Annotated in this window: 19 protein-coding genes; 4 read left to right on the top strand and 15 right to left on the bottom strand. The window is 55.8% G+C overall.

Annotation, left to right across the window (positions count from 1 at the left end; all coding sequences use genetic code 11):
- Window positions 1-6 precede the first annotated feature (6 nt).
- The 9 genes from MUN86_RS07495 to kduD form a co-directional block, all read right to left on the bottom strand.
- Complete coding sequence (locus MUN86_RS07495; RefSeq protein ID WP_245123636.1) at window positions 7-789, bottom strand: PfkB family carbohydrate kinase; 783 nt, start codon at window positions 787-789, stop codon at window positions 7-9.
- Between the two features lie 41 nt (window positions 790-830).
- Window positions 831-1,013 (bottom strand): hypothetical protein, encoded by a 183-nt coding sequence (locus tag MUN86_RS07490; protein ID WP_245123633.1) that lies wholly within the window; start codon window positions 1,011-1,013, stop codon window positions 831-833.
- 123 nt (window positions 1,014-1,136) lie between these two features.
- On the bottom strand, window positions 1,137-2,585 hold the full coding sequence (gene uxaC, locus MUN86_RS07485; RefSeq protein WP_245123630.1) for a glucuronate isomerase: 1,449 nt from the start codon (window positions 2,583-2,585) through the stop codon (window positions 1,137-1,139).
- Between the two features lie 206 nt (window positions 2,586-2,791).
- Complete coding sequence (locus tag MUN86_RS07480) at window positions 2,792-4,444, bottom strand: UxaA family hydrolase (RefSeq protein WP_245123628.1); 1,653 nt, start codon at window positions 4,442-4,444, stop codon at window positions 2,792-2,794.
- Between the two features lie 142 nt (window positions 4,445-4,586).
- Entirely contained in the window at window positions 4,587-6,122 is a 1,536-nt protein-coding gene (locus MUN86_RS07475; RefSeq protein ID WP_245123625.1) for a tagaturonate reductase, read from the bottom strand.
- Between the two features lie 12 nt (window positions 6,123-6,134).
- A complete protein-coding gene (gene pelA, locus MUN86_RS07470; protein ID WP_245123622.1) occupies window positions 6,135-8,210 on the bottom strand; it encodes a pectate lyase in 2,076 nt (691 codons plus the stop codon).
- 77 nt (window positions 8,211-8,287) lie between these two features.
- A complete protein-coding gene (locus MUN86_RS07465) occupies window positions 8,288-8,629 on the bottom strand; it encodes a cupin domain-containing protein (protein ID WP_245123619.1) in 342 nt (113 codons plus the stop codon).
- A gap of 7 nt (window positions 8,630-8,636) precedes the next feature.
- Window positions 8,637-9,467 (bottom strand): 5-dehydro-4-deoxy-D-glucuronate isomerase, encoded by an 831-nt coding sequence (gene kduI, locus MUN86_RS07460; protein WP_245123617.1) that lies wholly within the window; start codon window positions 9,465-9,467, stop codon window positions 8,637-8,639.
- Window positions 9,468-9,549: 82 nt separating this feature from the next.
- Window positions 9,550-10,320 carry a 2-dehydro-3-deoxy-D-gluconate 5-dehydrogenase KduD gene (gene kduD / locus MUN86_RS07455; protein WP_245123614.1) on the bottom strand — a complete coding sequence of 257 codons (771 nt, stop codon included), beginning with the start codon at window positions 10,318-10,320 and terminating at the stop codon, window positions 9,550-9,552.
- 307 nt (window positions 10,321-10,627) lie between these two features.
- On the opposite strand from kduD, the gene MUN86_RS07450 reads away from it, so the two are divergent.
- On the top strand, window positions 10,628-11,680 hold the full coding sequence (locus tag MUN86_RS07450; RefSeq protein WP_245123611.1) for a LacI family DNA-binding transcriptional regulator: 1,053 nt from the start codon (window positions 10,628-10,630) through the stop codon (window positions 11,678-11,680).
- Window positions 11,681-11,975: 295 nt separating this feature from the next.
- Here the strand turns inward: MUN86_RS07450 and MUN86_RS07445 are convergent, their stop codons facing one another.
- From MUN86_RS07445 to MUN86_RS07430, 4 genes are all read right to left on the bottom strand, one after another.
- Window positions 11,976-13,922: a glycoside hydrolase family 88 protein gene (locus MUN86_RS07445; RefSeq protein WP_375379475.1), complete on the bottom strand. Its 1,947-nt coding sequence runs from the start codon at window positions 13,920-13,922 to the stop codon at window positions 11,976-11,978.
- Window positions 13,923-14,218: 296 nt separating this feature from the next.
- On the bottom strand, window positions 14,219-15,898 hold the full coding sequence (locus tag MUN86_RS07440; RefSeq protein ID WP_245123608.1) for a glycoside hydrolase family 28 protein: 1,680 nt from the start codon (window positions 15,896-15,898) through the stop codon (window positions 14,219-14,221).
- A gap of 53 nt (window positions 15,899-15,951) precedes the next feature.
- Window positions 15,952-17,598 (bottom strand): RagB/SusD family nutrient uptake outer membrane protein, encoded by a 1,647-nt coding sequence (locus MUN86_RS07435; RefSeq protein ID WP_245123606.1) that lies wholly within the window; start codon window positions 17,596-17,598, stop codon window positions 15,952-15,954.
- A gap of 23 nt (window positions 17,599-17,621) precedes the next feature.
- Window positions 17,622-20,588, bottom strand: a complete 2,967-nt coding sequence (locus MUN86_RS07430; protein ID WP_245123603.1) for a SusC/RagA family TonB-linked outer membrane protein — start codon at window positions 20,586-20,588, stop codon at window positions 17,622-17,624.
- 286 nt (window positions 20,589-20,874) lie between these two features.
- Between MUN86_RS07430 and pncA the strand changes: the two genes are divergently transcribed.
- From pncA to MUN86_RS07415, 3 genes are all read left to right on the top strand, one after another.
- Window positions 20,875-21,483 (top strand): bifunctional nicotinamidase/pyrazinamidase, encoded by a 609-nt coding sequence (gene pncA, locus MUN86_RS07425; RefSeq protein WP_245123601.1) that lies wholly within the window; start codon window positions 20,875-20,877, stop codon window positions 21,481-21,483.
- A 218-nt stretch (window positions 21,484-21,701) separates the two neighbouring features.
- On the top strand, window positions 21,702-22,811 hold the full coding sequence (locus tag MUN86_RS07420; protein ID WP_245123598.1) for a mechanosensitive ion channel family protein: 1,110 nt from the start codon (window positions 21,702-21,704) through the stop codon (window positions 22,809-22,811).
- Between the two features lie 206 nt (window positions 22,812-23,017).
- Window positions 23,018-23,578, top strand: coding sequence for a GNAT family N-acetyltransferase (locus MUN86_RS07415; protein WP_245123595.1), 561 nt, complete (start codon window positions 23,018-23,020; stop codon window positions 23,576-23,578).
- Between the two features lie 66 nt (window positions 23,579-23,644).
- On the opposite strand, the gene MUN86_RS07410 is transcribed toward MUN86_RS07415, so the two are convergent.
- Window positions 23,645-24,175 carry an NADPH-dependent FMN reductase gene (locus tag MUN86_RS07410; protein ID WP_245123592.1) on the bottom strand — a complete coding sequence of 177 codons (531 nt, stop codon included), beginning with the start codon at window positions 24,173-24,175 and terminating at the stop codon, window positions 23,645-23,647.
- 89 nt (window positions 24,176-24,264) lie between these two features.
- The gene (locus tag MUN86_RS07405; RefSeq protein WP_245123589.1) at window positions 24,265-25,383 is read right to left on the bottom strand and encodes a spore photoproduct lyase family protein; all 1,119 of its coding nucleotides are present in this window, start codon (window positions 25,381-25,383) and stop codon (window positions 24,265-24,267) included.
- Window positions 25,384-25,936 lie beyond the last annotated feature (553 nt).

Genomic DNA, 25,936 nt, shown 5'->3' with positions numbered 1-25,936 from the left:
TGATTTTTACCGAACCAAACGGCCGGTGGTGTTGCCTTGCATGACGTGCTCTACTTCGGCTGCCGTCACCAAATTCACGTCGCCGTGGATGGTGTGCTTGAGGGCAGAAGCAGCCAGAGCGAAGCTAAGTGCCTCAGCCGGTGTGGCGTAATGCAAAGAGCCGTAGATGAAACCGCCCATAAAAGCGTCGCCGCCGCCAATGCGGTCCACGACGGGCGTGATATCAAGATACGGGGTTTCTGTATAAGAGCCATCGAAGAGCATGCCTTTGATGCGCTCGTGCGAGGCACTTTGAGTTTTGCGGCGGGTTGAAATCACCTGCTTGATTTGGGGGAAGCGCGCAATTAGCTGTTCGCCCATCGAAGCAAACTTGTTGTCAGCACCCGGCGCAGGTTGAATCCCGAACAGGTCTTCGGCATCGTTTTCCGAACACACTACCACGTCGCAGCCGGTTACCAATTCGGTCATTACCTGTTGCGCGGTTTGGCCGTATTGCCACAGGTTGCGACGATAGTTCACGTCGGCCGAAACGGTGATGCCTAACCGGCGTGCGGCAGCAATTGCATCGGCGGTGGCCTGCGCGGTAGCAGCCGAAATGGCGGGCGTAATGCCGGTCCAATGCAGCCACTGCGCGTCTTTCAGAATCTCGTCCCAATTGAAAGCAGCGGGGTCAAGATTGGCGAAAGAAGAATTGGCCCGGTCGTACACCACTTTGCTGGGCCGTAGCGAGGCACCTACTTCCAAGAAGTACAACCCGAGCCGCTGGCCGCTGTACACGGTGTGCTGCATATCCACACCGAGCCGTTGGAAGCTCTGCGCAGCAGCTTGGCCTAGCTCATTGGGGGGAAGCAGGTAACGTGCGCGGCGGGCACGCCCAAGCCAGCCACGGCAGCGGCCACGTTGGCGTCGCCGCCGCCGTAGTTCACTTCCAGGCTAGATGACTGCGTGAGCCGATAGTTCAGGGGCGTCGAGAGGCGCATCATTATCTCCCCGAAGGTGACAACCTGTTTCATTTTGTTGCTGTGTGCCACGAAGCAATGCCTCGTATCGTTGCTGAAGTTTGAATGTAGCGCGAAGTATACCCTTCCCGCTTGGCTTTCTGCGAGCCGCTAAGCCAAAGCTTGGCGGGCCGTACTCTACGAACGGGCTGCCGCTGCCTCCAATGCTGGCTCGGCTACTGCATCGAACCCGAAGTATTCTTTGGCGTTGCCGTAGCAGATATTCTTCACGATGGTGCCGAGCAATTCCATGTCGTCGGGCAGTTCGCCGTTTTCCACATCGGTGCCGATGAGGTTGCAGAGGATACGGCGGAAGTATTCGTGACGTGGGTAGGAAAGGAAGCTGCGCGAATCGGTGAGCATGCCCACAAAGCGGCTAAGCAATCCCATGTTCGACAAGGCGTTGATTTGCTTTTCCATGCCGTCTTTCTGGTCGAGGAACCACCAGCCCGAGCCGAACTGCACCTTACCCGCTACCGAGCCATCGTTGAAGTTGCCAACCATCGTAGCAATCAGCTCATTGTCGGCTGGATTTAGGTTGTAGAGGATGGTTTTGGCCAGTTTATCCTGCCCGTCGAGGCGGTTCAGAAACTGCGACAGAGCGCGGCCTTGCGAGAAGTCACCGATAGAATCCCAACCTGTATCGGGGCCGAGTTGGCGCAGCATGCGGGAGTTGTTGTTGCGCAGAGCGCCCAAGTGGTACTGCTGCGTCCAGCCTTTTTCCCAATCCATTTCGGCTAGCAGCACCAGCAGAGCCGACTTGAACTGCAACACCTCATTAGCCGCTAGCTCCTCCCCGCCCCTTACTTTAACGAAGATGTCGTTGATTTCTGCTTCCGTGTAATCAGCCGCGTAAATCTGCTCTAACCCGTGGTCCGACAACCGACAGCCGAGGGCCGCGAAGTAGTCGTGGCGTAGGCGCAGCGCGGTTTGCAGGTCGAAGAACGTGCGGATATCTACGGCAGCAGCTTCGCCTAGCTTATCGAGGTACTGGTTGTAAGCGGTAGCATCTTCCGGTGTCATGGCTTTGTCGGCGCGGAAGGTGGGCAGTACACGCACCTCGAAACCGCTAGCCGCTATGGCGCGGTGATGCTCAAGCGAGTCGGCTGGGTCGTCGGTGGTGCATACCACTTCCACATTCATGCGGCGCAGCAAGTTCTGAACGCTGTATTCCGGCGTCTGGAGCTTGGCGTTGCACTCATCGAAAATACGGCGGGCACTTTCTTTATTCAGCAATTCGGTGATGCCGAAGTAGCGTTGCAATTCCAAGTGCGTCCAATGGTAGAGCGGATTGCGCACGGTTTGGGGCACAGTTTCGGCCCACTTCTCAAACTTTTCCCAATCTGATGCATCCCCCGTAATGAAGCGCTCCGGCACCCCATTGGTGCGCATGGCGCGCCACTTGTAGTGGTCGCCGTAGAGCCAGATTTGGGTGATGGTCTCGAACTGCCGGTCCTGCGCAATCTGATCGGGAATCTGATGCGAATGGTAGTCGATGATAGGCATTTGCTTGGCATACTCGTGGTAGAGCTGCTGCGCAGTTTCGGTTTGCAGTAGGAAATCCTCGTTTAGGAAGGGCTTTTTCATACTTTGATTGAGCTAGGTACCGGAAGCGAGAAAGGGCGAATCCCGCTAGTTCAGAAAGGTAATGCGCTGATGAGTGTATGCTTCCCTGTAGTCTCCTAGTACGGCTGGATTTTCAGGCAAGAAATTGTCCGATGTCGGCCGTCATGCTTTGCAAACGCAGTATCACGGCCTTGTTCTAATATCGTGTCAGGAGAATAGCGAATCGTTTACAACGAGACGCCGCGTTTCCAAGGAATAAAGTCGGTTTGACCGTGGCGCACGGCGGCTACTTCTTCGCCGCTGGCTACCCGAATCACATAATCCAGAATCCGCTCCCCGGCTTGCTCGATAGTTTCCTCGCCATCGATAACGGTGCCGGTGTTTACGTCGATAATGTCGGGCATCCGATTCGCCAACGCCGTGTTGCTGGAAATCTTAACAACCGGCGCAATGGGGTTGCCGGTAGGCGTACCGAGGCCGGTCGTGAAGAGTACCACGTTGGCGCCCGATCCTACTTCGGCGGTGGTCGATTCCACGTCGTTGCCGGGAGTGCAAAGCAGGTTCAAGCCGGGCTTGGTCACGAGCTCAGGATAGTCGAGCACGGCTACCACCGGGGAGCTACCGCCTTTGCGCGCCGCACCCGCCGACTTCATAGCGTCGGTAATCAAACCATCGCGGATGTTGCCCGGAGAAGGGTTCATGTCGAAGCCCGAGCCTACTGCCACGGCACTGTCGCCGTAGGCTTTCATCAGGGAGCTGAACCGTTCGGCCGTAGCGTGGTCTACGCTGCGGTCTACTAGTTCCTGCTCGACGCCACACAGTTCGGGGAATTCAGCTAGAATAACCGAGCCACCCAAGGCCACCATCAAATCGGACACGTGCCCTACGGCAGGGTTGGCGGAAATACCAGAGAAGCCATCGGAGCCGCCGCACTCCAGACCGATGCACAGCTTGCTGAGGGGCGCGGGCTGGCGCTGTACTTGGTTGGCTTGCATCAAACCCGCGAAGGTTTGGCGCAACGCCGTGCTGATAAGCGTTTCTTCAGTACCAAGCTTCTGCTGCTCCAAGATGAACAACGGCTTGCTGAAGTTGGGGCTACGCTTGTTGATTTCGTCTTGCAGCATGCTCACCTGAGCGTTCTGGCAGCCGAGACTTAGTACGGTAGCACCCGCTACGTTGGGGTGGGTGATGTAGCCAGCCAGCAAGCCACACAGACTTTGGGCGTCTTGCCGAATACCGCCGCAACCGCCTTCGTGGCTCAGAAACCGGATGCCGTCAATATTTGGGAACAGCTTCGGCTTCTGGTGCTTGCCCTCGGCGCTGTGTAAGTCGGTGGCTAGAATCTCTTCTACCGTTTTACCGGCTTGCATCAACGAAATCAGCTCTTGTGTTTGGGGCTGATATGATTTACGGCGGGCATAGCCAAGGTCATTCACCAAGGCTTCTTCCAGCACCTGAATATTGCGGTTTTCGCAGAACACCAACGGAATCACCAACCAGTAGTTGGCAGTGCCCACGCTGCCATCGGCGCGGTGGAAGCCCATGAAAGTGCGGTCTTCCCACTTCGATACGTCAGGGGCAGTCCAAGCGGCGCGACGCTCCTGGTTTTCGCCGTAGCTGTCGGTGGCGTGACGGATGTTGCCGGTGGTTAGCAGGCCACCAACGCCAATGGCTTGTGCCGCTTTGCCAACCAGCACCCCGTACATATGCACCGGGTCGCCGGGAGCCAAGAACTGCATGGCTAATTTATGCTTGGCTGGAATCCGTTCGGTGGTCGTGACGGTAACACCGTCGTAGGTGACGGGCGTGCCAACGGGTAGGTCCTGCAAGGCTACCAGCACGTTGTCATCGGGGTGGATTTTAGCTACTAGATGCTTCATTGCTTGGGTCTTGTTTTACGGTCTTTCGGACCGAGGAGAGGCTCTAAAGTACCATCTCTTGTACTAGCTGCACTTTGTTTTGCTATCTAAATTAAGCAGAATGCTTGGTTTATGCGGAGGTAAAACAAAGTGCAGTTCAATTTCATTTCACGGCGGCTTGCTGGTCTACAGTCTGGTTCAGCACCTTGCTCAGTGTGGCTTTTCCGCCTTGCTCGATGAGCTGTTCCAAGTAGTTGCTTACCTCGTCGGCAAAGCCCGGCACGGTCAGCAAATCGTGGCCCCACAACGCGCTGTTGTGTAGCACTGTGCGCGTTAGTTCGGCGGGACCAAGTCGGTTCCAGAGGTCAGCGAAGTAGCCGGCTTTGTCGTCCTGAATGAGGTATTCCGTGCCGTTTATTTCACCGTGCCAGCCGCTGGCTTCCTGACGGGTGCCACGCATAAACAGCAGATAAGCGGCAAAACCTAATGCCACATAATGCGGCACACCGCCCACCTGGCGCGAGTAGTGTAGCAACGTAGGCACGTTGCGCATCTGCTGCTTGGTAGTATAGTTGAGGCTAATGCTCAACCAGCGGTGCTCGATATAGGGGTTGCGGAATCGGTCGAGGACCTGCATCCCGAAGCGCTGGCCTACTTGCTCGTCTATGGCGTACGGAATGCCTGGTAGCAAATCCGTTAGCATCAGGTTCTGCACGAAGCTGGCAAACTGCTGATCGTCCATGGCCTCACGCACGGTTGTGTAACCGCATAGGATGGCCAGGGCGCAGCTAAGTGTGTGCGTGCCATTGAGCAGACGAAGCTTTAGCTCCCGGAATTGGTTGATGTCGGGCTGGATGACCACGCCTTTATCTACTTGATGAAACGAAAGCACTTCTTTCACGTGCTCGTCGCCCTCAATGGCCCACAGTGTGTACACCTCCGACATGGTCAGCAATTCGTCATCGTAGCCTAACTGCTCGGCCAGGGTGTCTTGCATGGTCACGTCGGGCCGGCCGGGCACGATGCGATCCACCAGCGAGTTGCACACAGAATTGGCCGTTTCCAACCAATCGATGAACTCGGCGGGCAGGTTGTTGCGGTGCGCCTGCTCGAGCAGGATGCCTTCGAGTTTGGTGCCGTTGTCTACCACAAGCTCGGTGGGCACAATCACGAGGCCCTTGGCTTTGTCGCCATTGAAGGCTTGGTAGCGGGCATATAAGAAAGCCAGCAGTTTGCCCGGAAACGAGACGGGTGGCGTCTGCGTCACATCGTCGGCTACTAGCTGAATGCCTACTTCGGTGGTGTTGGAAATAACGATTGTCAGCTCGGGGTTAGCGGCGCAGGCGAGTATTTCGTCCCACTGGCTTTTGGCCGACAATACCCGGCTAATGGCCGAGCAAACCATATTCTCTTCCACCGTTTGGCCATCCTCGATACCACGGACCACCAAGGTATAGAGCCCATCTTGGCGCTCGAAGGCCGTAATGTCGCCGCCATCGGTGCTTTTCACTACCACAATGCGGCCGTTGAAGATGCCCTGGCGGTTGGCTTTCTCGATGAAGTAGTCGGGCAGGCCGCGCAGCAGTACGCCGGTGCCGAATTGCAGCACCTTTTCGGGCAATTCAAAATGCGCGGCAGTGGGAAGGGATGCCGCTGTGGAAGGGGCAGAAAGAACGAGGAATTTCGAGAGGTGGGGCATAGCGGAGACTGATTATTTACTGGCCTGCGGAGTGGTGGCCGCATACTTTTGCTGCCATTGCGGGTAGGTTTTGGTGAGCAGTTTCGCTGGCCAAGTGCCCGCGTAGACGTAGCCCGCCCGCCGCTCATTTTCTATTTCAGCTAAGGCGTAATGCACCTTGCTGTCGCGCCCCACATAAATGGGACGATTGGTGTCAAGTTCATAAAACCGGGCCCACAACGTGGCGCCGGGCTCCGGCACTATTACCCGGTCGCGGCCGGTTGGCTGGCTCGGGTCTTTCGTTTCCTTCAAGGCTAGGTTCGGCATTTTAACTTGTTCGAACCACGCTACGGCGCTGGTAATGGCTTGCTTCACTTCCGGCGAGGGGTTCTCAATTCCCATCAAGAACTCTACAATACGCGCCGACTCGAAACCACTAAGCGAAGCCAACTCGAAGGCCCTCGCTTTGGCAGGTTGCAAGGTTTTTTCGTCGTGCTGCGCGCACCAAGCCGTGCGTTTGCCTTTTTGCACGTACTGCGTTTTCACAATGCAGTCCACACCCCGGTCTACAGCTTGCTTGGCCTGCCCTACCAAATCAGGGTTGACGAGGGCAAACTCGTCTTGCTGCTTGGCTACGCTCCGTAGCAAGTCTAGCACCCGAATCATGGCGTTGTCGTTGTAGGTGATGAGGTGGCGGTAGCTGCTAGCATCGGGGTAGTACTGCGGAAAGCCGCCGTTGGGGTACTGCATCTTCAGCAGGTATTGAATGCCTCGCTCCGCGCCATGCCGGTAAGCAGGATTGTTGGTGCGCTTGAAAGCTTGCAGCAGGTAGGTGATTTCGCGCGTAGTAGCGTTGTTGTCGATGGTGGCATCGTTGCGAGCAGCATCAGCTAGGGTGCTAGCCCGCTTGGCCGCCGACAGGGGTTTGGTGTAATCCACCTTCTCTTCCACCGACGCAATTTTCACGGCCTTAGGCCAGCCGCCCACGCTGCGCTGATATACCAGCATCTTTTCCGCTATACTATCCGCCTGGTCGGCGCGCAGATTGGCAGCCGTCGGCATCACGGAATTGGTATTGGCGGGATTAGACGGTGCTAGGGCTACCGTTGCCTTCTTGCCCGATACAGGGTACCAACGCCCGCCGTAGGTCCAATCGGCCGTAATTTTCGACGCTTTGGGGGCACCTTCGGCTGTGCTTAGGTTGTCTTGGTGCCAGGCATAGTCGCCGCCATCGCGGTGGCAGTTGGCGTAGTACACGCGCCGCCCCCACTGCTTGGCTCCCGGCCCCGATGTAGCCCAATAGATATCGGCGTCGGCCATGTTCTTGGCGAACTTGCAATCAAGCAAATAGAACTGCGCCTCCCGGTGGAAGCGACCCAACTTGAAGTTGTCGTCGCCTTCGAAAACGCAGTTCTTCAGCACTGTTTTCGAATCTTTATTGCCGGAACCGTCGTGCCAGATAGCAGCATTCGGATTATGGCAGATGAAGCGGCAATTTTCGGCGTAGGCCCATCCGCGGGGGCAATAAAAATCTACGCCGCCTTCCATGGTGCAGTCTTGGAAGTAGTATAGGCCCGCGTCCACGTCCCAAGGGCTTACGGTGTCGCCGCCTAGGGCACGGAAGGTGCAGTGCTTCACGAGTAGGCGCGTGGTACCAGGCATGGTACGCAGTGCCATTTGATGGCCGGTTTTGCTGATAGTTTTCTTTTTGGTCAAGTCGGTGGGGCAGTTAATGGTTACTTCGCCTTTATCGTCGAAGCCATAGGTGTTGAGCACCGTCAGGTTTTCGAGCGTAACGTCGGGCGAGTTTCGCATGTTGAGCGTGGCTACACCCCAATCGTCGGCACCGCCTTCCGGGTCGCAGCGCCATTCGTCGCGAGCCAGCGCATACGTCAGAATTACGCCTTTTTCGCTTTGGCCTTTGAGGATAATCTGCTGCTTACCGTCTAAAAATACCTTTTCGCGGTAGGTGCCATTCTTGATGTACACCGTGCGCGGTTTGGTGGCTTGGTTGGGCAAACTATTGAGTGCGGCCTGGATGGTCCGGAAATTTCCCGAACCATCCGCCGCCACTGTCACCTGCTGGGCCCGGGCTGAAAAGATCCCCATCCCCCTATTCCCGTCAGCAGGAGCAGTAGTTTTCTTGCTATGAGTAGCTGAATTCGCATCAGGTAGAGAGGAACCCGCTAGATAAAGTCTTCGCGCATGGGGCTGAACGTATCGACCAGCACACCGGCTTCCAGACATTCCACGCTGTGCCACACGTTGGAGGGCGCATAAAACACGTCGCCGGCCTGCATCACACGTGTCTCGTCGCCTACTACGGCCTTGAACACACCGCTTTGCACGTACGTGATTTGCGTGTGCACATGGTGATGCAAGGCGCCTATGCCTCCTTTCTCGAATGCCACCCGGACCAGCATCATCTGCGGATCATAAGCCAGCACCTGACGGCGCATGCCTTCGGCTACTTGCACCCAAGGCTGGCTATCGTTGCCGAGATGGAAGTTGGTTTCAGTAGTTGACATAAGAGTTTTAGCGGAGTTGATCGATGGTAACGGGGTCCATGTCGGTGTACTCGAGGTTCTCGCCGGCCATACCCCAAATGAACGTGTAGTTACTGGTGCCGCAGCCGGTGTGAATCGACCACGGGGGCGAGAGTACGGCTTGGCGGTTGTTTACCCACAAAGGGCGTGTTTGCTGCGGCTGGCCCATCATGTGCAGCACGCGCTGGTTTTCGGGCAGGTCGAAGTAGACGTAAACCTCCATGCGCCGGTCGTGCACGTGCGAGGGCATCGTGTTCCACACCGAGCCGGGCTTGAGTTGGGTTAGCCCCATCACGAGTTGACAGCTTTGAATGCCTTCGAGGTAGATGTATTTGAAGATGGTGCGCTCATTAGCCGTTTCCGACGAACCTAGCTGCACGGGTGTGGCCTCAGCCTGCGTCATGCGCCGCGTCGGGTAAGCATGGTGCGCCGGAGCCGAAAGCAAATAGTATTGCGCGGGCTGGCTGCTATCCGTTGAGGCAAAAACAACCTCCCGCGTATCCTTGCCCACATAGAGGCAGTCTTGGTTGCCAAGCTCGTGCACCGTGCCATCGACGGTGACGGTGCCCGCGGCCCCAATATTGAGGATGCCTAGTTCCCGGCGTTGCAGGAAGTACTCGGCCTTTAGGTTCTCGGGGTTAGGCAGGGGCAGCGGCTCCGTGGTGGGCACGGCCCCGCCCACAATCATGCGGTCGTAATGCGTGTAGACCAACTCGATGGTGCCGGCCACAAACAGGTCTTCGAGCAGGAAGTTCTCCCGGAGTTCGTCGGTGGTCATTGCCGCGGTTTCGCGCGGGCCGATGGCATAGCGTTGGTTCATCTTGGAAAGGAAGTGAGTGAGGTACTAAGGTTTGCTAAAGAAAGCAATAGCGCGGTAGAGAAGACAATTTCAGAAACCGATTCTAGCGGCCCATCCAGCCACCGTCGACCGTAAGGATGGTACCGTGCACGTAGTCGGCGGCCGATGAAGCGAGGAACACGGTCGGACCTTTGAAGTCGTCGGGGGTGCCCCAGCGGCCAGCCGGGATACGACCCAGGATGCTGGCGGAGCGGTCGGGGTCGTTGCGCAGGGCTTCGGTGTTGTCGGTGGCAATGTAGCCGGGAGCAATGGCATTGACATTGACCCCGCGGCCGGCCCACTCGTTGGCTAGCGCTTTCACCACGCTGCCAATAGCGCCTTTGCTCGCTGCGTATCCGGGCACGTTGATGCCGCCTTGGAAAGTAAGCAATGAGGCCGTAAAAATGATTTTGCCCGAACCTTGGCGCAGCATTTGGCCGCCGATGGCGCGCGCCAACCGGAACGGTGCATCGAGGTTGATGGCTAACACTTCATCCCACAACTCGTCGGAGTGCTCGGCCGCCGGAGCCCTTTTGATGGTGCCGGCGTTGTTGATCAGGATGTCGATTTGCGGGAAGTCGGCCTGCACTTGGGTGATAAACGTATCCACTTGCGCCCGGTCGCCGAAATCGGCTTTGTAGGCTTTGAACTCGCGGCCTAGAGCCTGCACTGCCTGCTCGGTTTCACTGCCTTCGAGCGCCAAAGAGGCCGACACGCCGATGATATCGGCGCCCGCCTCGGCCAATCCAATGGCCATTGCCTGCCCGATCCCCCGAGTACAGCCCGTTACTAGGGCACGTTTGCCAGTTAAATCGAAGGAAGCAGCTAAAGCCATGCGAATAGGAGTTTGTAAACTTTTCGGGAGAAAATACTGTACTTTTCGTACGACATACAGTACATCTGTTATGTTAAGATTAAAAGTTGTGTACTCCAAAAGGAAGAATAGCACAATGTTTATTCGCGCAAACGTTATCGGGAACGTTGCCGATGTGCGTTCCAACTGGTATCGATAGTTGAGTTTAGAGAAATTCGGCCAGCTATTTATACTTTCAGCCCCGCAAGCCCCTCTCCACTGCTTTTTGCAGGCATTGCACTTTAGAGAGTTTACCCCCTACCCTACTCCTTCCAAACCCGTCTGACCGTTGGAAACATTCACGATAAAAGACATTGCCCGCGAGCTTAACCTTTCCACTTCTACCGTGTCCCGTGCCTTACGGGGCAGCTACGAGATCAATCCGGAAACTAAGCGGCTGGTAATGGAATGCGCGGAGCGGCTCAACTACCGGCCCAACCCCATTGCGCTCAGTCTGAAAGGCAGTTCTAGCCGTGCTATCGGAGTTATTGTACCCCAAATTGCCAACTATTTCTTCTCGCAGGCCATCAACGGCATCGAGGCCATTGCTTACAACCGCGGTTACCACGTTATCATCTTCCAAAGCCAGGAATCATACGAGCGGGAGATGGCCAACGTAAACCAGGCCATGTCGCGCAAGGTGGACGGGTTGCTGATTTCTCTTTCCAGCGAAACGTCGGATGTGTCGCACCTGCGCGACGTAATTGATAAGCAGGTACCCGTGGTGTTGTTCGACCGGGTGTCGGCGGCGCTGAACGTGACGCAAGTAGTGGCCGACAATTTCGGCGGCGCTTTTGCTGCTACCGAGCACCTGATTCAATCGGGGCGGCGGCGCATTGCGCACCTTACCATTCAGCCGTGGCTGAGCATCACGCAGGAGCGCTTGGCAGGTTACCGCGCCGCTCTGGAAAAGTATGGCTTAGAATTCGATGAAAACCTGATCCGGTACGGCACGTTTGGCCCCGACGAAGTAGGCCCGATGGTCGACGAACTCATGGCCCTCGACCCTATCCCCGACGCCTTCTTTACCGCCTCCGACCGGCTAGCCGTTGGTTGCCTGAAAGCGCTGCACCAGCGCCGGCTCGCCATTCCCGAAGATGTATCCCTTATTGGCTTTACGAACCTGAACGTCGCCGATTTGCTGTCTCCTTCCCTGAGCACCGTGGTGCAGCCAGCGCAGGAAATAGGGCAAGTAGCCGCCGAAAGGCTGATTGACTTGATTGAAAACAAGCAGCGCGCCAAGCCCGTCGATACCGTTAAGATTCCAACTGAGCTTATCGTCCGCAACTCTACAAGCTTGGCCGAACACGCAGAGCCTCTAGGAGTAACACGCACGCTGTAAGTTCTTGCTGCATAGCCTATTTTGCTATAATACGGCTTGTATAGAAACGTGTTACTAACTTTTAAAGCCCGAGGGGGACATCAACTTTAGCTGATGTCCCCTCGGGCTTTGTGTTTAGGAAGGTGCTACTGCTCTACTTCCATTCAAGCAGTTTGAAGAAAGTTCACTAGGTCGTTTACTGGCTTGCCCTCACAAACTTTCTTTGAACTTGGTGAAGGCAAGCCAGAAACGAAGAAGCGCACCCTGCATGTTGATTCCTCTCACCACAGGTTCCAGCCAACAAGGCGCGCTTCACTTAGCGGCCAGACTGTTGCAGCAGCCAGGTCGCTAGGTCTTTGCCGGCTTCGAAGTTGTCGAAGGTATCCGGGATTTTGCGTCCGTCGGTGTACTCGTTGTACAGCCACGGGTCGCCGATGGCAAACACGGTTCCTTTGCCCAATTTGGCGGTAGCCATGATGACGCTGCTGCCGGTGCTCACCAAGGGCGTAGCGGAACTCTTCACGTCTAGCACCGATAACTCTTTCACGTAGGCGGTTTTGGCGGTTTTGAAAACTGCATTGCCCGCCGGGAATTTCACTAGGCCCTGCTCGAACTGGTCGCCTTTCACCATATTCATGCTGGTGTTCGTGAAGGTGATGCCAAATGCTTTTGCCAGCGTATTGAAACGCGGAATCTCGCAGTTCGAGGTGTCATTGGCCATCAACATGAGCGTGCCACCCGCTTTCACCCAATCCGTCACGGCCTGCACGTCGGCAGGCTTCACGAAGTTGGGTTGCGGCGACTCTTTCTTGCTGTCCGGATCGACGATGATGTACACGTTTACTCCTTTCAAGGACGCGGCGGTGGGGGCAGTGGGCACCGTTACGGTTTTGGCACCTAATTCGCGAAACTGGTTGCCCCACAAGTAGAAGCCGCCGTGGGTGCGTTCCTCCCAAGTGTAGTGCCAGGTCTCCGTTTGCCCACTGAGGTTGTTTTTGCGCGTTTCGTGGTTGAAGTAGTTATCAACGGCTACCGTTTTACCTTTGCCTAGAGCACTTTCAGCAGCAATTTCCATTTCCACGCTGGCCAGAATAAAGGGGCCCACGCCTTTCAGGTCGTTTTTGCGGAGCGGTTCGCTCAAGTAATACTCGAAACTACCATCCCGGTACGGATTGCCGCCGAGGCCTCCTACGCTCACTGTGCCGTTGAAGGCCAGCGCGTTGCCTTCCGTAGCCACAAAGGTTTTCAGCAATCCATCGTAGCCTTTCTTGGCCACGGCCGCGTACTTGCTGTCGAGGTAGCCCATGCGCACGCCTTTGGCCAGCGCGTACACAAACATGCTGCTGCCCGAAGCTTCGGCGTAATTGCCTTTGCGGGTGGCTTGGTCAACCACCAACGACCAAGTGCCGGTTTTGGGGTCTTGGTACTTGGCTAGCACCGGGGCTAGGCGTTGCACGTCTTTGATGAGCTGCGCCCGCTGCGGATGATTGGCGGGGAAATAGTCGAGTACATCCACGAGCGCCATGGCGTACCAGCCCATGCCCCGGTCCCAAAAGTTGGGCGACTGGCCGGTGGTTTTGTTGGCCCATTTCTGCTCTTTGCTTTCGTCGTAGCCGTGGTAGAGCAGGCCGGTTTTGGGGTCCACTAGGTTCTTCTCGATGAGAGCAAACTGCTTGGCCACATCGTCGAAGCCGGCGGGCTGGTTGAAGAGCTTGCTGTACTCGGCGTAGAACGGCTCGGCCATGTAGAGACCATCGAGCCACATCTGGTTCGGGTAGATTTTCTTGTGCCAGAAGCCGCCCGCTTGGGTGCGCGGCTGGCCGTCGAGCTGCTTGCGCAGTAGTTGCGCGGCCTTCACGTACTTCTGCTGCGTTGCTTGGCTGCCCAACGACAGTTGGCTTAAGAGCAGCAGCGCGTGACCAGTGGTTAGGTTGTCAAGGTTATAGTCTTCCAGCTTGTAGGTGCGAATCGTGCCGTCGGGCAACACAAACTGGTCGAGGTCTTTTTGGATGTAAGTGAAGTAGCGGGCGTCGCCGGTACGCTCCCACACGCGCTCCAAGGCCTTCATCATCAATCCTTGCTCGTAGTCCCAACGGGCGGTTTTGCGAGTGCCGATTAGAATAGAATCGGGGTGCCAGCTAATGAAAGCGTCTGCCATGCGCTGCGACATAGCCGGACCAGTGGCCGGTTTGGCCAGCGTTTGCGCGTTGGTGGTAAGGGAGGCCAGCAGGAGGCCGGCGGAAAGGAAGCGGCGAAAGGACATGCAGTGAATTTAAACTGAGACTTTACTAGACTAGACGCTAGTTCCGCGCCCCACGAAGGAGCGGTTGGGGTGGTTAGATGCTATTTTTTTACCTCGGACGTCATGCGCTGACAAGCTTGCCATGACGGTCATTTCAACTACGGTAGCACAGTGGTTGGAGCAGCATGTGCTATGTAAGTGTAAGCAGGATGCCTCAACTAAACAACTTTCGAACCGAGATTAGCTGCCTAGATTGCGCTGAGGAGTAACGTTCTCTCCTCAGGTGAGAAGAGGAAATTTGCCCCAACAAGCTACGGCTACCGTTGCGAAATCGTGACCACCTTTTTGGCGACTTTCTGGCCGATTTCCACGTCCTTCTTCGCCGATTTGGTGTTGGTGTTAACGAGCTTCACGGCTTTGCTACGGTCGCCAGTGACGCGCAGTAGCAGGTCGGCGCCGGCGGCATACCGGATGTTGTCGAGAGTGATGTTCTGGCTGTTTTGCACTTCCAGCACGGGCTTGGTTTCGGTGGAGAACAAGGCCACGTTTTTCAGGCTAATGCCACTACCTTCCTGGCATACCAGGCCCCTTTTGCTTTCCAGCACCGCGTTTTCAATTTCAATATCCTTCACGTTCATTTCGGGCAGACCCCGGACTAAGATGCCGGTGGCCGCGCCTTTGCACGTCACGTTCTTGATGCGGAAGTTGCGGAATTGCGGCGTGCCCTCCCCTAGCGGTTCGGCTTGAATTTCAGGAATAGAAAACGCTTCGCCGTTCACTTGCACCGGGTCCTTGGCGGCGTAGTACATGTCGAACAGGATGGCTTCGCCGGCAATATCGGTCATATCAACGCCGTCCACGAAGATGTTTTCCACGATGCCACCGCGGCCGCGCGCGGTCTTGAACCGCAGGCCTACGTCGGTACCAATAAAGGTGCAGTTGCTCACGTACAGGTTGCGCGCCCCGCCCGACATTTCAGAGCCAATCACGAAGCCACCGTGCGCGTGGTACACTTTGGTGTCGCGGATAATGAAGTTTTCGGTGGGTACGCCGCGCTTGCGGCCCTGCTCGTCGCGGCCCGACTTGATGCAGATACCATCATCGCCCACGTCGAAGGTGCAGTTTTCTACAATGCCGTTGCGGCACGATTCCAGGTCGAGGGCGTCGGTATTTTGGCCGTACCAGGGGTTGCGGGCCGTTACGTTGCGGAGCGTAATGTCTTCGCAAAGCAGCGGGTGAATGGTCCAGGCCGGGGAGTTTTGAATGGTAAAGTCTTCCAGCAGAATTTTCTTGCAGCGCTGCAAACTCAGCATGTTGGGCCGCAGGAAATCTTTGATGTCGGCGAAATCGGCAACGTCTTTACCGGGCTGCAAGATGCCGGGCTTTGCCGTAGTAGAGCCTTTCAACGACTGAGCCGTGGGATACCACGTGGTTCCCTTGGCATCGACCACGCCGCCCGACTTCACCAGCTTCTGCCACTGGCCTTCGTTGAGCTTCTCTTTCTTTACCATGCGCCAAGCGTCGCCGGCTCCGTCGAAAGTACCTTCCCCGGTGATGGCAATGTTTTGCAGATCGTAGCCAGAAATAGGCGACTGATTGCGCACGGCATCCACGCCTTCCCAATTGGTTTTGATCAGCTTGAAGTCTGAGAGCTTGTTGCTGAACTGGACTAGCGCGCCACGCTTTACGTGCAGGTTCACGTTATTTTTCAGTTCGATAGGCCCCGTGAGCCACAAGCCGCGTGGTACGAGCACCACGCCGCCCTTCTGGCTGCACGCCTCAATGGCCTTGCGGAATGCCTCGGTATTTAACGTCTGACCGTCGGCTACCGCGCCGTATTTCACAATGTTGAAGGTGTCTTTGCTAAACGAGGGCTCCACCACTTTCGGCAGGTCGGGCACGGCGGCCGCGCTTGCCACTTGCTTTTCGGTTGTGGGCCGGAGTGCGAAGCTGGAGCTGGCAATGAGGGCAAAAAGGTAAACGGTGAGATGTTTCATAATGGCAAGTAAAACCCCACCAACGGGTAGTCAGTGGGGTTTCGAGGAAAGTGTTATCTGTATCCTTGGTTCTGTGTGAATTCCGCTCCGTTTTGGATGGCATCCAACTGCCGTTGTGGAATAGGCCGCAGCATATGATAATCTTGGATGCTAGCACCAGCCTCGGGGTTGTTGGCTCGCACCCGCGGCACTAGGCGGTTGGTACGCTTGAGGTCAAACCAGCGCAGCTGCTCGCCAGCCAGTTCGCGCGCCCGCTCATCCAAGATGAAGTCCAAGCTCAAATTGGAAGCAGTAATGCGCATGTCGTCTACCTTGCCGGGCAACGCAGCCCGTTCCCGCACGGTGTTGATTTGCGTGACAGCTTTTGGCAGGTTGCCGAGCTTGAAGTTCGCTTCGGCCGCCATCAAATACACATCGGCCAGGCGGATAACGTATGCGTCGCGGGCACTTTGCTCTTCGGCAATGGTAGGACGCGTAGGGTCGTCGAACTTGCGCAGGCACACATATTGCAGCCGGTTTTTGCCGGTGCCGTTGGGGTTATAAATGTCGTTGCGGTCGACAACAAAATAGTTCTTGTTTGTACGCCTAGCCGCGGGAATCACCTTTTTTGTTGCTATGATGGCCGTATCGTTAACAGCTAGCTTGCCCGCCACAACGGTATTGGCCAACCACACTGTTCGGAAGGAGGCTGCGTAGCGCGAGTCCTTGGTTTCGTCGAAGAGGTCGAGCAGGTACCGGCTAGGCATAAAACGGTTGAACGGACGGCCGTTGGCAATGTCGCGGACCATACCGGGTCGGTCATCATACTTCATCATCCAGAGCAAGTGGCCGTTGTTGCCGCCACGGGGATGCCCGTCGGGATATAGCGTATTATCCACTCGGTCATTTAAACTCAACTCTTTCGAATAGTTGACCGACCATAGAATCTCCTTGTTCTCAAGGTTAGTCATCGACCACAAATCGGCATAGCGTTGCTGCAAAGTGAAGCTGTAACCGCTAATTACTTTTTCGGCTAAGTCGGCCGCTTCCTTGTTCTGCCCGCGGGTCAAATACATTTTGGCCAAGAAAGCCTCGGCAGCAGGCTTCGTCACTCGACCATAATCGGTGGTGGTAGCGGGCAGGTTCGCTACCGCAATGTTCAGGTCTTCGAAAATCTGGTTGTAGAACGTTTCGACTGGTGTGCGGTTGGCTGTGGTTTGCACGGTGGTTGTTTCTTCGGTGGTGAAGTGCACGCCGCCCCAGGTTTCCACAATGTGCCAGTAGTAGAAAGCCCGCAGGAAACGTAGTTCACCTTCGCGGACTTTCTTCTGCGCGTCCGTCATGCCCGACTGCCCGATGCGGTTGATGCCTGCGTTGCAGAGGTTGACGGCCGCATAGAGCTTGCCCCACAGGGTTTCGAGCGCCCGTGAGCTACCCTGGAGCGTGGTGTAATCCGTGAGGTCGGGGTTTACGTCGCCGGCGCCGCGCAGCCACAGGTCGGTGCCCATTTCGGAAACGCTGTAGCCATCTTCCTTGCCATACCACCAGCGGGTGTATGAGTAGGCGGCATTCACAAGGGTTTCGAAACCAGCGGGCGTTGTATATACGGTTTCCGCCGTAAGGCCCGAGGGATTGTATTCTTCAAGTTGCTTTTCGCAGGCAGGGAGCGTAAGTGTGAGCACCCCGGCCGTCAGCACAAGTTTGATAGTTGCGTATTTCATGTCTGTTCGTGCGTGAGGATGTTCTAAAAACCTAGGTTGATACCGGCCAATACTACTCTAGGAATTGGCGACGTGATGGACCCACCGCGCTCCGGATCATAATCTTTGATGTCGCTCCAGGTCACGAGGTTCTTGCCTTGCACATACACCCGTAGCGACGACATGTGCAGTTTTTCCAGTACTGATTGAGGGATGTTGTAGCCCAGCGTAGCAGCCCGCAACTTCACGTATGAGCCGTCGCGGTAGTACAGCGTGTTGCCGTACAAGGCGTTTTGCTGCGTGGTTTTCGATAAGCTAGCATCCGGCCGCGGATAATCGTTGGAGGGATTTTCGGGCGTCCAGTAGTTTTGCTGCGAGCTGTTTTCGATGCCTTGCGGGTCGAAGTAGCTGTTGTACTCGTAGTTGAACATCTGGCCCATGCGGGCGAAGAACTGGAACGATAAATCGAAGCCTTTGTAGCTGAAGTCGCTATTGAAGCTGCCATTCCACTTCGGCACGCGCCAGCCCAGCACTTTGCGGTCGGCGCTGGCCGTAATCTGGCCGTCGCCGTTCTGGTCGCGCACCTTGATTTGGCCTGGCTTCTGCCCGAAGGCTTTTGCTTGGTCGGCTTCATCGAGTTGCCAGATGCCAATCTTCTCGTAGTCGTAGATCACGCGGGTCGGCGAACCGATAAACCAGCCGTTGGTAATGTCGCTGCTGGCGCCTCCTAGATCCACAATTTCCTCACGGTTGAGGAACCACGAAACTCCCGCGTTCCACTTGAAGTTTTCGTTGTCGATGAGGCGCCCGTTCAGGCCCACTTCCACGCCTTTGTTGCGGGTTTTGCCAATGTTCTGCGTGATGACCGACACGCCTGAGCTTAGCGGCAAGAACCGGTCGAGCAACAGGTCACTGGTTTCGGTGTCGTACACGTCAACCGAGCCTGAGAGGCGGTTGTCGAACAAAGCAAAGTCCAAACCGACGTTTTTGGTATTCGACAGTTCCCACCCTAGCTCAGGGTTACCGATGCGGTTGGCAAAGGTGTAGCCCGGAGCACTGGTTTCGCCGTAGCCAAACGGAATGCGCGTCAGCAACGACTGCGACGAGTAAACGGGCACGTCGTAGTTACCGGCCCGACCATAGCTCACGCGCAGCTTCAGATCGGAGATGGCGCTAACGCTCTTCATGAAGTCCTCGTCGATGATGCGCCACGCGACGGCCGCCGACGGGAAGAAGGCCCATTTGTTGCCCGCTGCTAGCTTGGAAGAACCGTCGCCGCGGCCCGTGAGCGTGAGCAAGTAGCGGCCTTTGTAGCCGTACTGCACGCGGCCCGTAAACGAAATCAGCTTGCTGTCTTCGTAGGCGCTATTGATACCAATTTGCTGGTTGGCGTTGGCAAGGTTGTAGTAAAGCTGCGAAGCAAGCAACTGGTTGCGGCCCTGCGCGTTGGAATTCTCGGTGTTGAACGTGAGCAACGACGTGACGCCAGTGGCCGTGAGGGAATGGTCGCCGAACGTCTTATTGTAGTTGATAATGTTTTCCCAGCTCCAGTTGGTCAGGAACTGCGTACCGTACGACGACTGGGGCACCGAGCCGTTACGGTCCAAGGTATTGCTGCCCAAATAGATGCCCGTGCGGGCATTCGACAGCGTAAGGCCTAGATTGGAACGGATGTTCAGGCTCGGCAGAATCTGGTAGCTAACATACCCCGTCGTGAACGTGCGCGTGGTGCGGGCGTTGTTTTCGTAGTTGCCGTTTACCTCGTCGATGATGGGGTTGATGAAATTGCCGCTGTTGGGGAAGATGGCAATGTCACCGTTGGCATCATAGGGCGTGAGCAGCGGGTTGATCTTGTTGGCCTGGTTGGTGGGGTCGCGCCGGACGCTTTGGTTGTAATACGTCAGCTGGCTTTGCAAGCCAATGGTGATTTTCTTGTTGATCTCCTGATCGATGTTGAAGCGAATAGAGTAGCGACTGAGTTTATCCAGCTTGAACAGACCTTGCTCGTTGAAATAGTCGAACGAGGTGTAGAACTTGGTTTTGTCGGAACCGCCCGACAGGCCAATCTGGTGTTCCTGCTGCACGCCTTTGCGCAGCAACAAATCCATCCAGTCGGTTGAGACACCGTTGGCAATCGACTCTACTTCATAAGGCGTGAAAATCTTAGGGTCATCTGCCTCGCTATTCCACAAACCAGTCGTGCGGTTGGCTTCCCGCTTTTGCGCCACGTACTGCTGCGCGTTGCTCACCTTGGGGTAATTGGCAACGTCGGTCTGGCCATAATAAGAGCTGACGGTAACCCGGGGCTTGCCCGAGGTTCCGCGCTTGGTGGTGACGATAATAACGCCGTTGGCTCCGCGCGAACCATAAACGGCTGTAGAAGCCGCATCTTTCAACACTTCCATCGACTGGATGTCGTTGGGGTTGATGTCCTGAATGGAGTTGTACTGCACACCATCCACAATGAACAGCGGGCCATTGTTAGCCGTGAGAGAGCGGTTGCCCCGCACCGTCACGTTGACGCCCGATGTAGCCGAGCCACTGCTGCGCGTAATATCAACCCCTGGCAGGCGCCCCTGGAGCGACTCCATTACGTTGGCCGCCGGGGTCTTTTTGATGTCCTCCTCTTTTACCGACACGATGGCGCCCGTCACGTCGCTCTTCTTCACTTGCCCATAGCCGATCACCACTACTTCGTCTAGCGCCTTCGTATCCGATGCCAATCTAACTTTCAGGCTGCCTTGGTCTTTGGCCGTTACGGTTTGGGTGACGTAGCCAATGTAGCTGATCGTGAGCTGCACCTCGCCAGTAGTTGGTACGCTCAGCGTGAACTGCCCATCCATGTTGGTGGATGCACCGTTGGTGGTGCCTTTCACTAGCACCGTTACGCCAGCCAACCCTTCGCCGGTAGCGTCGTCCAACACTTGCCCTGAAATTTGCCGAGTCTGTTGGGCCCAAGCCGGAGCGGCTGCGCACAACAGGATAGCAGGTAGTAATAAACCGTGCTTCATACTAGTGGGAATTGGAGTGAAGTGAGAAGGCAAATCGACACGGTACGGTTGAATTGTAGCCTAGTCAGAAGTTACCGCTCATTGATATTAGGTAACTCAAACCTTTGCGAATCAGATTGCGGGCTGTTTTTTTATGCAATCGTTACCGGCAACGTTGCCATCGATTGCAGCAGCGTGATTCTTTTTGTGAGTTCCTTGATAGATCTGGTGCTTGAAACAAAACCGGTTTTATCTTGGACGGAAAGAAGTACCTCTTGATCTTCGCCTTCACTTTTTGTGTTCTTTCATGAAAGCTCTCCTGCTGATCGACATTCAGAATGACTTTGTACCTGGTGGCGCGCTAGCCGTAGCGGGTGGCGATACTATCATCCCACTAGTCAACGAGTTGCAGCCACGCTTCGAGTTGGTGGTCGCTACGCAGGATTGGCATCCGGCCGGGCACGGCAGCTTTGCTAGCAGCCACCCCGGCCAGCAACCTTTTCAGCAAATCGACTTGCACGGCCTACCCCAAACGCTCTGGCCCGACCATTGCGTGCAAGCCACACCCGGCGCCGAGTTCCACTCCGCCCTCAACCAGCACCGCATCGAGGCCATCTTCCGCAAAGGCACCAACCCCGACATCGACTCCTACAGCGGCTTCTTCGACAACGGGCACCGCAAAGCCACCGGCCTCACCGACTACCTGCGCGGCCGGGGCGCAACGCAGGTGTACCTCGCCGGCCTCGCCGCAGATTATTGCGTGTACTTCTCGGCAAAAGACGCGTTGGCGCAAGGCTTCGAGGTATTTTATATTGAAGATGCCACGCGCGCTATTTCCGCCGATGGCTATCAACAAGCCCGAGCCGACCTGCTGGCGCACGGCGCGCATGTTCTCTCCGCCGCCGATGTGCGCTAACTTCTATTTCCTACTAATCGGGCTTGTTGTTCATCCCTAAAGATCGAATGACAGACGGTTTTTTTCCCGGGTAACCACTGTGTAGCACGCAAACCGCTTGCTAGGGAAGTAGGGCACATAAAACCACTGCTGCTACCTGCTTACTGCCGCCATGGAAGATGGGCAACGAGTAACCTTTCGAGTTGGAGCTGGGTACTGCCAAGTGAATCTGCATGCGCATGAAACTGAACTTACCGGAACTTCTGCCCGATCAGGCGGAGGCTGTTTTGCATACACTGGCCTTGGTGGCTGGTGGTTTGGCAGTGGGGCTGCTACTCAAGTTTATTGTCTTTCGGGTACTACGGGCCTACAATAAGCGCGAAACCACGCTCCTCTCCCACTCAGTTGCCAAACATCTAAATCACGCCAGCACCTTCTTTTTTCCGGTGCTCACCTTACTGTTTGTACTGCCTCTGGCTCCACTTTCGCCCAAACATCTAGGCATACTGGAGCGAGTGGTAGTAACCGGTTTTGTCGTCACGTTTGCGTGGGGGCTGGTGAAAACAGTGGACGTAATTGAGGATCTGGTAAAACAACATTACCAACTCGACGGCGACAACAACTTGCAAGTTCGCAAGCTGTTCACGCAGTTGCAGTTTGTGCGCAAATTGGTGGTTTCGATCATCATATTCGTGGCCATGGCGCTCATCTTAATGAGCTTTGCCACCGTGCGCCGGATCGGGACGGGCTTGCTGACCTCGGCGGGTATTGCCAGCGTGATTGTGGGCTTTGCGGCTCAGCGCTCCATTGCCAATTTGCTGGCCGGCTTTCAGATTGCCTTTACGCAACCCATTCGCATCGACGATGTACTGGTAGTAGAGGGCGAATGGGGCCGGGTCGAAGAAATTACGTTTACGTATGTGGTGCTGCGCATCTGGGACGAGCGGCGGCTGGTGCTGCCTATCAATTACTTCATCGAGAAACCTTTTCAGAACTGGACCCGCACCGCTTCGCAGCTCATCGGCACGGTTTTCATCTACACCGATTACTCGCTGCCGGTAGACGAAGTGCGTGCTGAGCTTAAGCGCCTCGTTGAGAAGAACCCGCTCTGGGACAAACGGGTATGCGTGCTGCAAGTCACCGATTCCAAGGAGCGCACGATGGAACTACGGGCTTTAATGAGCGCCTCAAACTCCAGCCGGGCCTTTGATCTGCGCTGCGAAATCCGGGAGCAGTTGGTGGCTTTCATCCAGGCAAAATATCCCGACAGCCTGCCCAAAACCCGCACCACCATGGACACGCCCGAACAGCCCTTCCTACCGGCAGGCGCCGTGGCCGAGGCAAATTAGAACCTAACTATTATTAGGCTATAGGGCACTCAGATCCCTTTTAGAGGGTTGTACTTTACTGCCCATTTACGAACTGCAGCTTCAAGAGGCTGCTTACTGGCGGCTGGCTAAGCTCAACCGTAGCTATCGATGTAGTATCTTGGCAGGTTCACACATCCGGCATGCTGCTAGCTTACTAAAGCATGCTCTTTCTCACTGCCTATTACATGATTCGATTAGAATATTTCACCCCTGCCGATTTTCAGCAGCTGATTGGTTGGATTCAGGACCCGGAATTGCTCCAAAGTTGGTCGGGGGCGCTGTTTAGCTTCCCCCTTACCGAAGACAAGCTTGCATGGTATCTAGAGGGTACCAACAACCCACCAGAATCAGATGCGCTGGTGTATAAAGCCGTCGAATCAAAGAGCGGTGAAACTGTCGGGCACATTTCGCTCGGCGGCATTAGCCACAAAAACAATTCCGCCCGTATCAGCCGGGTACTCGTGGGCAACACAACGGCCAGAGGCCGGGGCGTATGCCAAGGCATGATAAAAGGCGTGTTGAAAATTGGTTTCGAAGACTTAGGGCTGCACCGCATCGACCTTGGCGTCTACGACTTCAATACAGCGGCCATTGCTTGCTACGAAAAGTGCGGCATGAAGAAAGACGGCACGATGCGCGACGTGCTCAAACACGGTGACAACTATTGGAGCCTCATAGAAATGAGCATGTTGGAGCACGAATGGCGGGAGCTACACGGCAAAAAGCAAGGCCATTTCATCCTGTAACCCATACCGAAAACGCTACCTCCTGCCAATGGCACTAGCGGCAGCCTATCGGTTGGGATAGAGAAGCTACGTTGCCGCTGCTACAAGTGCTGCAACAGCTTGTCGCAATTCCTGCCGTAAGCTGTCATCGGTTACCTCGCCTTGCTTGTTGACACGAGCACTTACATGGCTGATTTGCAAGGCCGCTGTTGGTACCAACCTAGCTTCCATCACGGTAAGCATGCGCTCCACGGAAGAGTAGGCCTGGTCGCCACCCGTGGCGGACGGCGAGGCGCTCCAGATGGCCGTAGGTTTATGATAGAGCTCGCCGGAGGCCACTAGCCATTCCAGCGCATTTTTCAACACGCCGGGCATACTGAACACATATTCGGGAGTGCAAATCAGAATGGCATCAGCGGCCCGTATTTGCTGCCGAAAGTTGGCTACGGCAGCAGGTGCACTTTCTTCGTAATTACCGGGCATAAAATATGGCAGCTCAGTCAGGCTCTGGTAGATTGTAGCGGTAGTACCGGGTGGAGCCAGCGTTGTTGCTGCATGAAGCAGGGCCGTGTTGGAAGACCCCGGACGGATACTGCCGGAAATAGCGAAGATGTGCATGCTGGGCAAGTTACGGTCTTAAGCATAATGCAAACGGGCGCGGAAACCTAAGTTTCCGCGCCCTGTTTGCTTGCAGCACTTCTCATATGCTACGTCCAGTATAGTATGGGCGCGTTGGGGAAACGACGCTGCCACTCTTCGTAGAAGAACTGCTTAAGCGGGCGCATGTCGTCGGGCTGGTAAACGTATTTCACGCCGCCAAACTTGTTGCGCTTAGCCGCCCGAATGCTTTCGTCGAAGTTGAGGGACGTATTGGGGTACCACTCGCGCAGCACATCACGAGAGCCGGGCGTGAAGCGGTGCGTGATAAATTCCACAGTTAGGTCGCAGTCGAAATCAAGGGCATCAGCTACCCGGTCGAGCAGGTTGGTGTAGTGCTTGCGCCAGTCAGGGACAAGCATAATGGGAGCCAATACCACCCCTACAGGGTAGCCACCCCCACCCAACGCAACGGGCAGTGCCAGCTTGCGCAGCGCTTGGATGCGAGCTTCTATCGAAGCCGTGCCGCCTTCCATACGCCGGGCCACGGGCTCGGCATTCAAGCTAACGCGGGCGCGGGTGTGCCCCTGGTGTGGCAAGTCCAGTAGCGAATCGACGTGGTTGTACTTGCTCACGAAGCGTAGTCGTGCGCCTTCGCGCGTGCCATAATGCCGAATGCACTCAGCCAAGCTACCAGTCAGGTGCTCGATGCCTAGCACATCGGTGTAGCAGCTGACCTCGAAGCTGGTGAGACGGCCGGGCTGCTCGTAATTGGCCGTGTTTTCGAGGAGCTGTGGCAGGTTGGCAAACACCCGTACGACCGGCGGCCCTTGCAGGCTGCCCGCCAAGTAACAGTATTGGCAATGGGCGGGGCAGCCTTCGGCCAAGTTCATCTGCCAGTCGGCGGAAGGCGGCGTGGGTTGCAAACGCAGAGCACCGGCGGGCGCTTTCACTACTGCCAGCGTGTTTTTAGCGTTGCGATAAGTCTCGCGCGCATCGGCACCGCGCAGGTTGGTTAGGCGGTTGCTCTTCAGCACTTCCACCTCCAAGTCGTGCGCCATTACCCGCTCATAGATCTGCTGGCCGAAGGGCTCGTCGAGCGCATCCGGCGTGAAAAGCACCCGCTTCGGTAGCCACAGCTTGGCCGACTTGGTGAGGGGCTCTGGCGCAACAAAAGGAGTTGGCGCTGGCTGATCGAATAGCGGTAATACAGGCAAGGAATCGAACATGAATACGCGGATTTAGTAGCTGTTGATAGAACATCAAACCCCGCCATATAGGTCCTTAAAACCGCTTAAATACCCGAAATCTTCGGCTTTTTTAATAGTTTTCCGTCTAGCTAACCCTGCGCTTCTGAAGCCATTTTCACGCTTGTTGAACCTGTTGAATGGCAGCCGTTTCTATTGTTCCCGAGAGTCCTGTTTGCGCTGGCACGCACTCACTGGAGTGCCTTATGCTCTATTATTTAGGGAAGATAGAAAGCTTAAAAATCCGCGAGTTTGGCGGCTAGATAACTTACCTCTCCTTAGTTAGTATGATTTTCATGACTGATGGGAACTAGCGCTTTTAGAGTTCTAGCACTAGTTTTACGTTTCTCGATCTGCAAGGGCAACTTCACCCAAGCCACAGAATAGCAACCATACTTTGGCACAGTATCGCCTACCTTAATTGCTCCTGCTAGCTCCCAACAGCACCTTTTCTGCACGTTTCCCCGTACTCTGGAATTCCGCTCATCTAACTTTTGTCTTTCCTAGTCTGCCCCGGCCTGTGGCTACTCAGCAG

Origin of the sequence: Hymenobacter volaticus (assembly GCF_022921055.1) — a bacterium.
Lineage (GTDB): Bacteria > Bacteroidota > Bacteroidia > Cytophagales > Hymenobacteraceae > Hymenobacter > Hymenobacter volaticus.
Note: the sequence above shows the minus strand (reverse complement) of the source record. Positions and strands in the feature narration are given on the sequence as shown.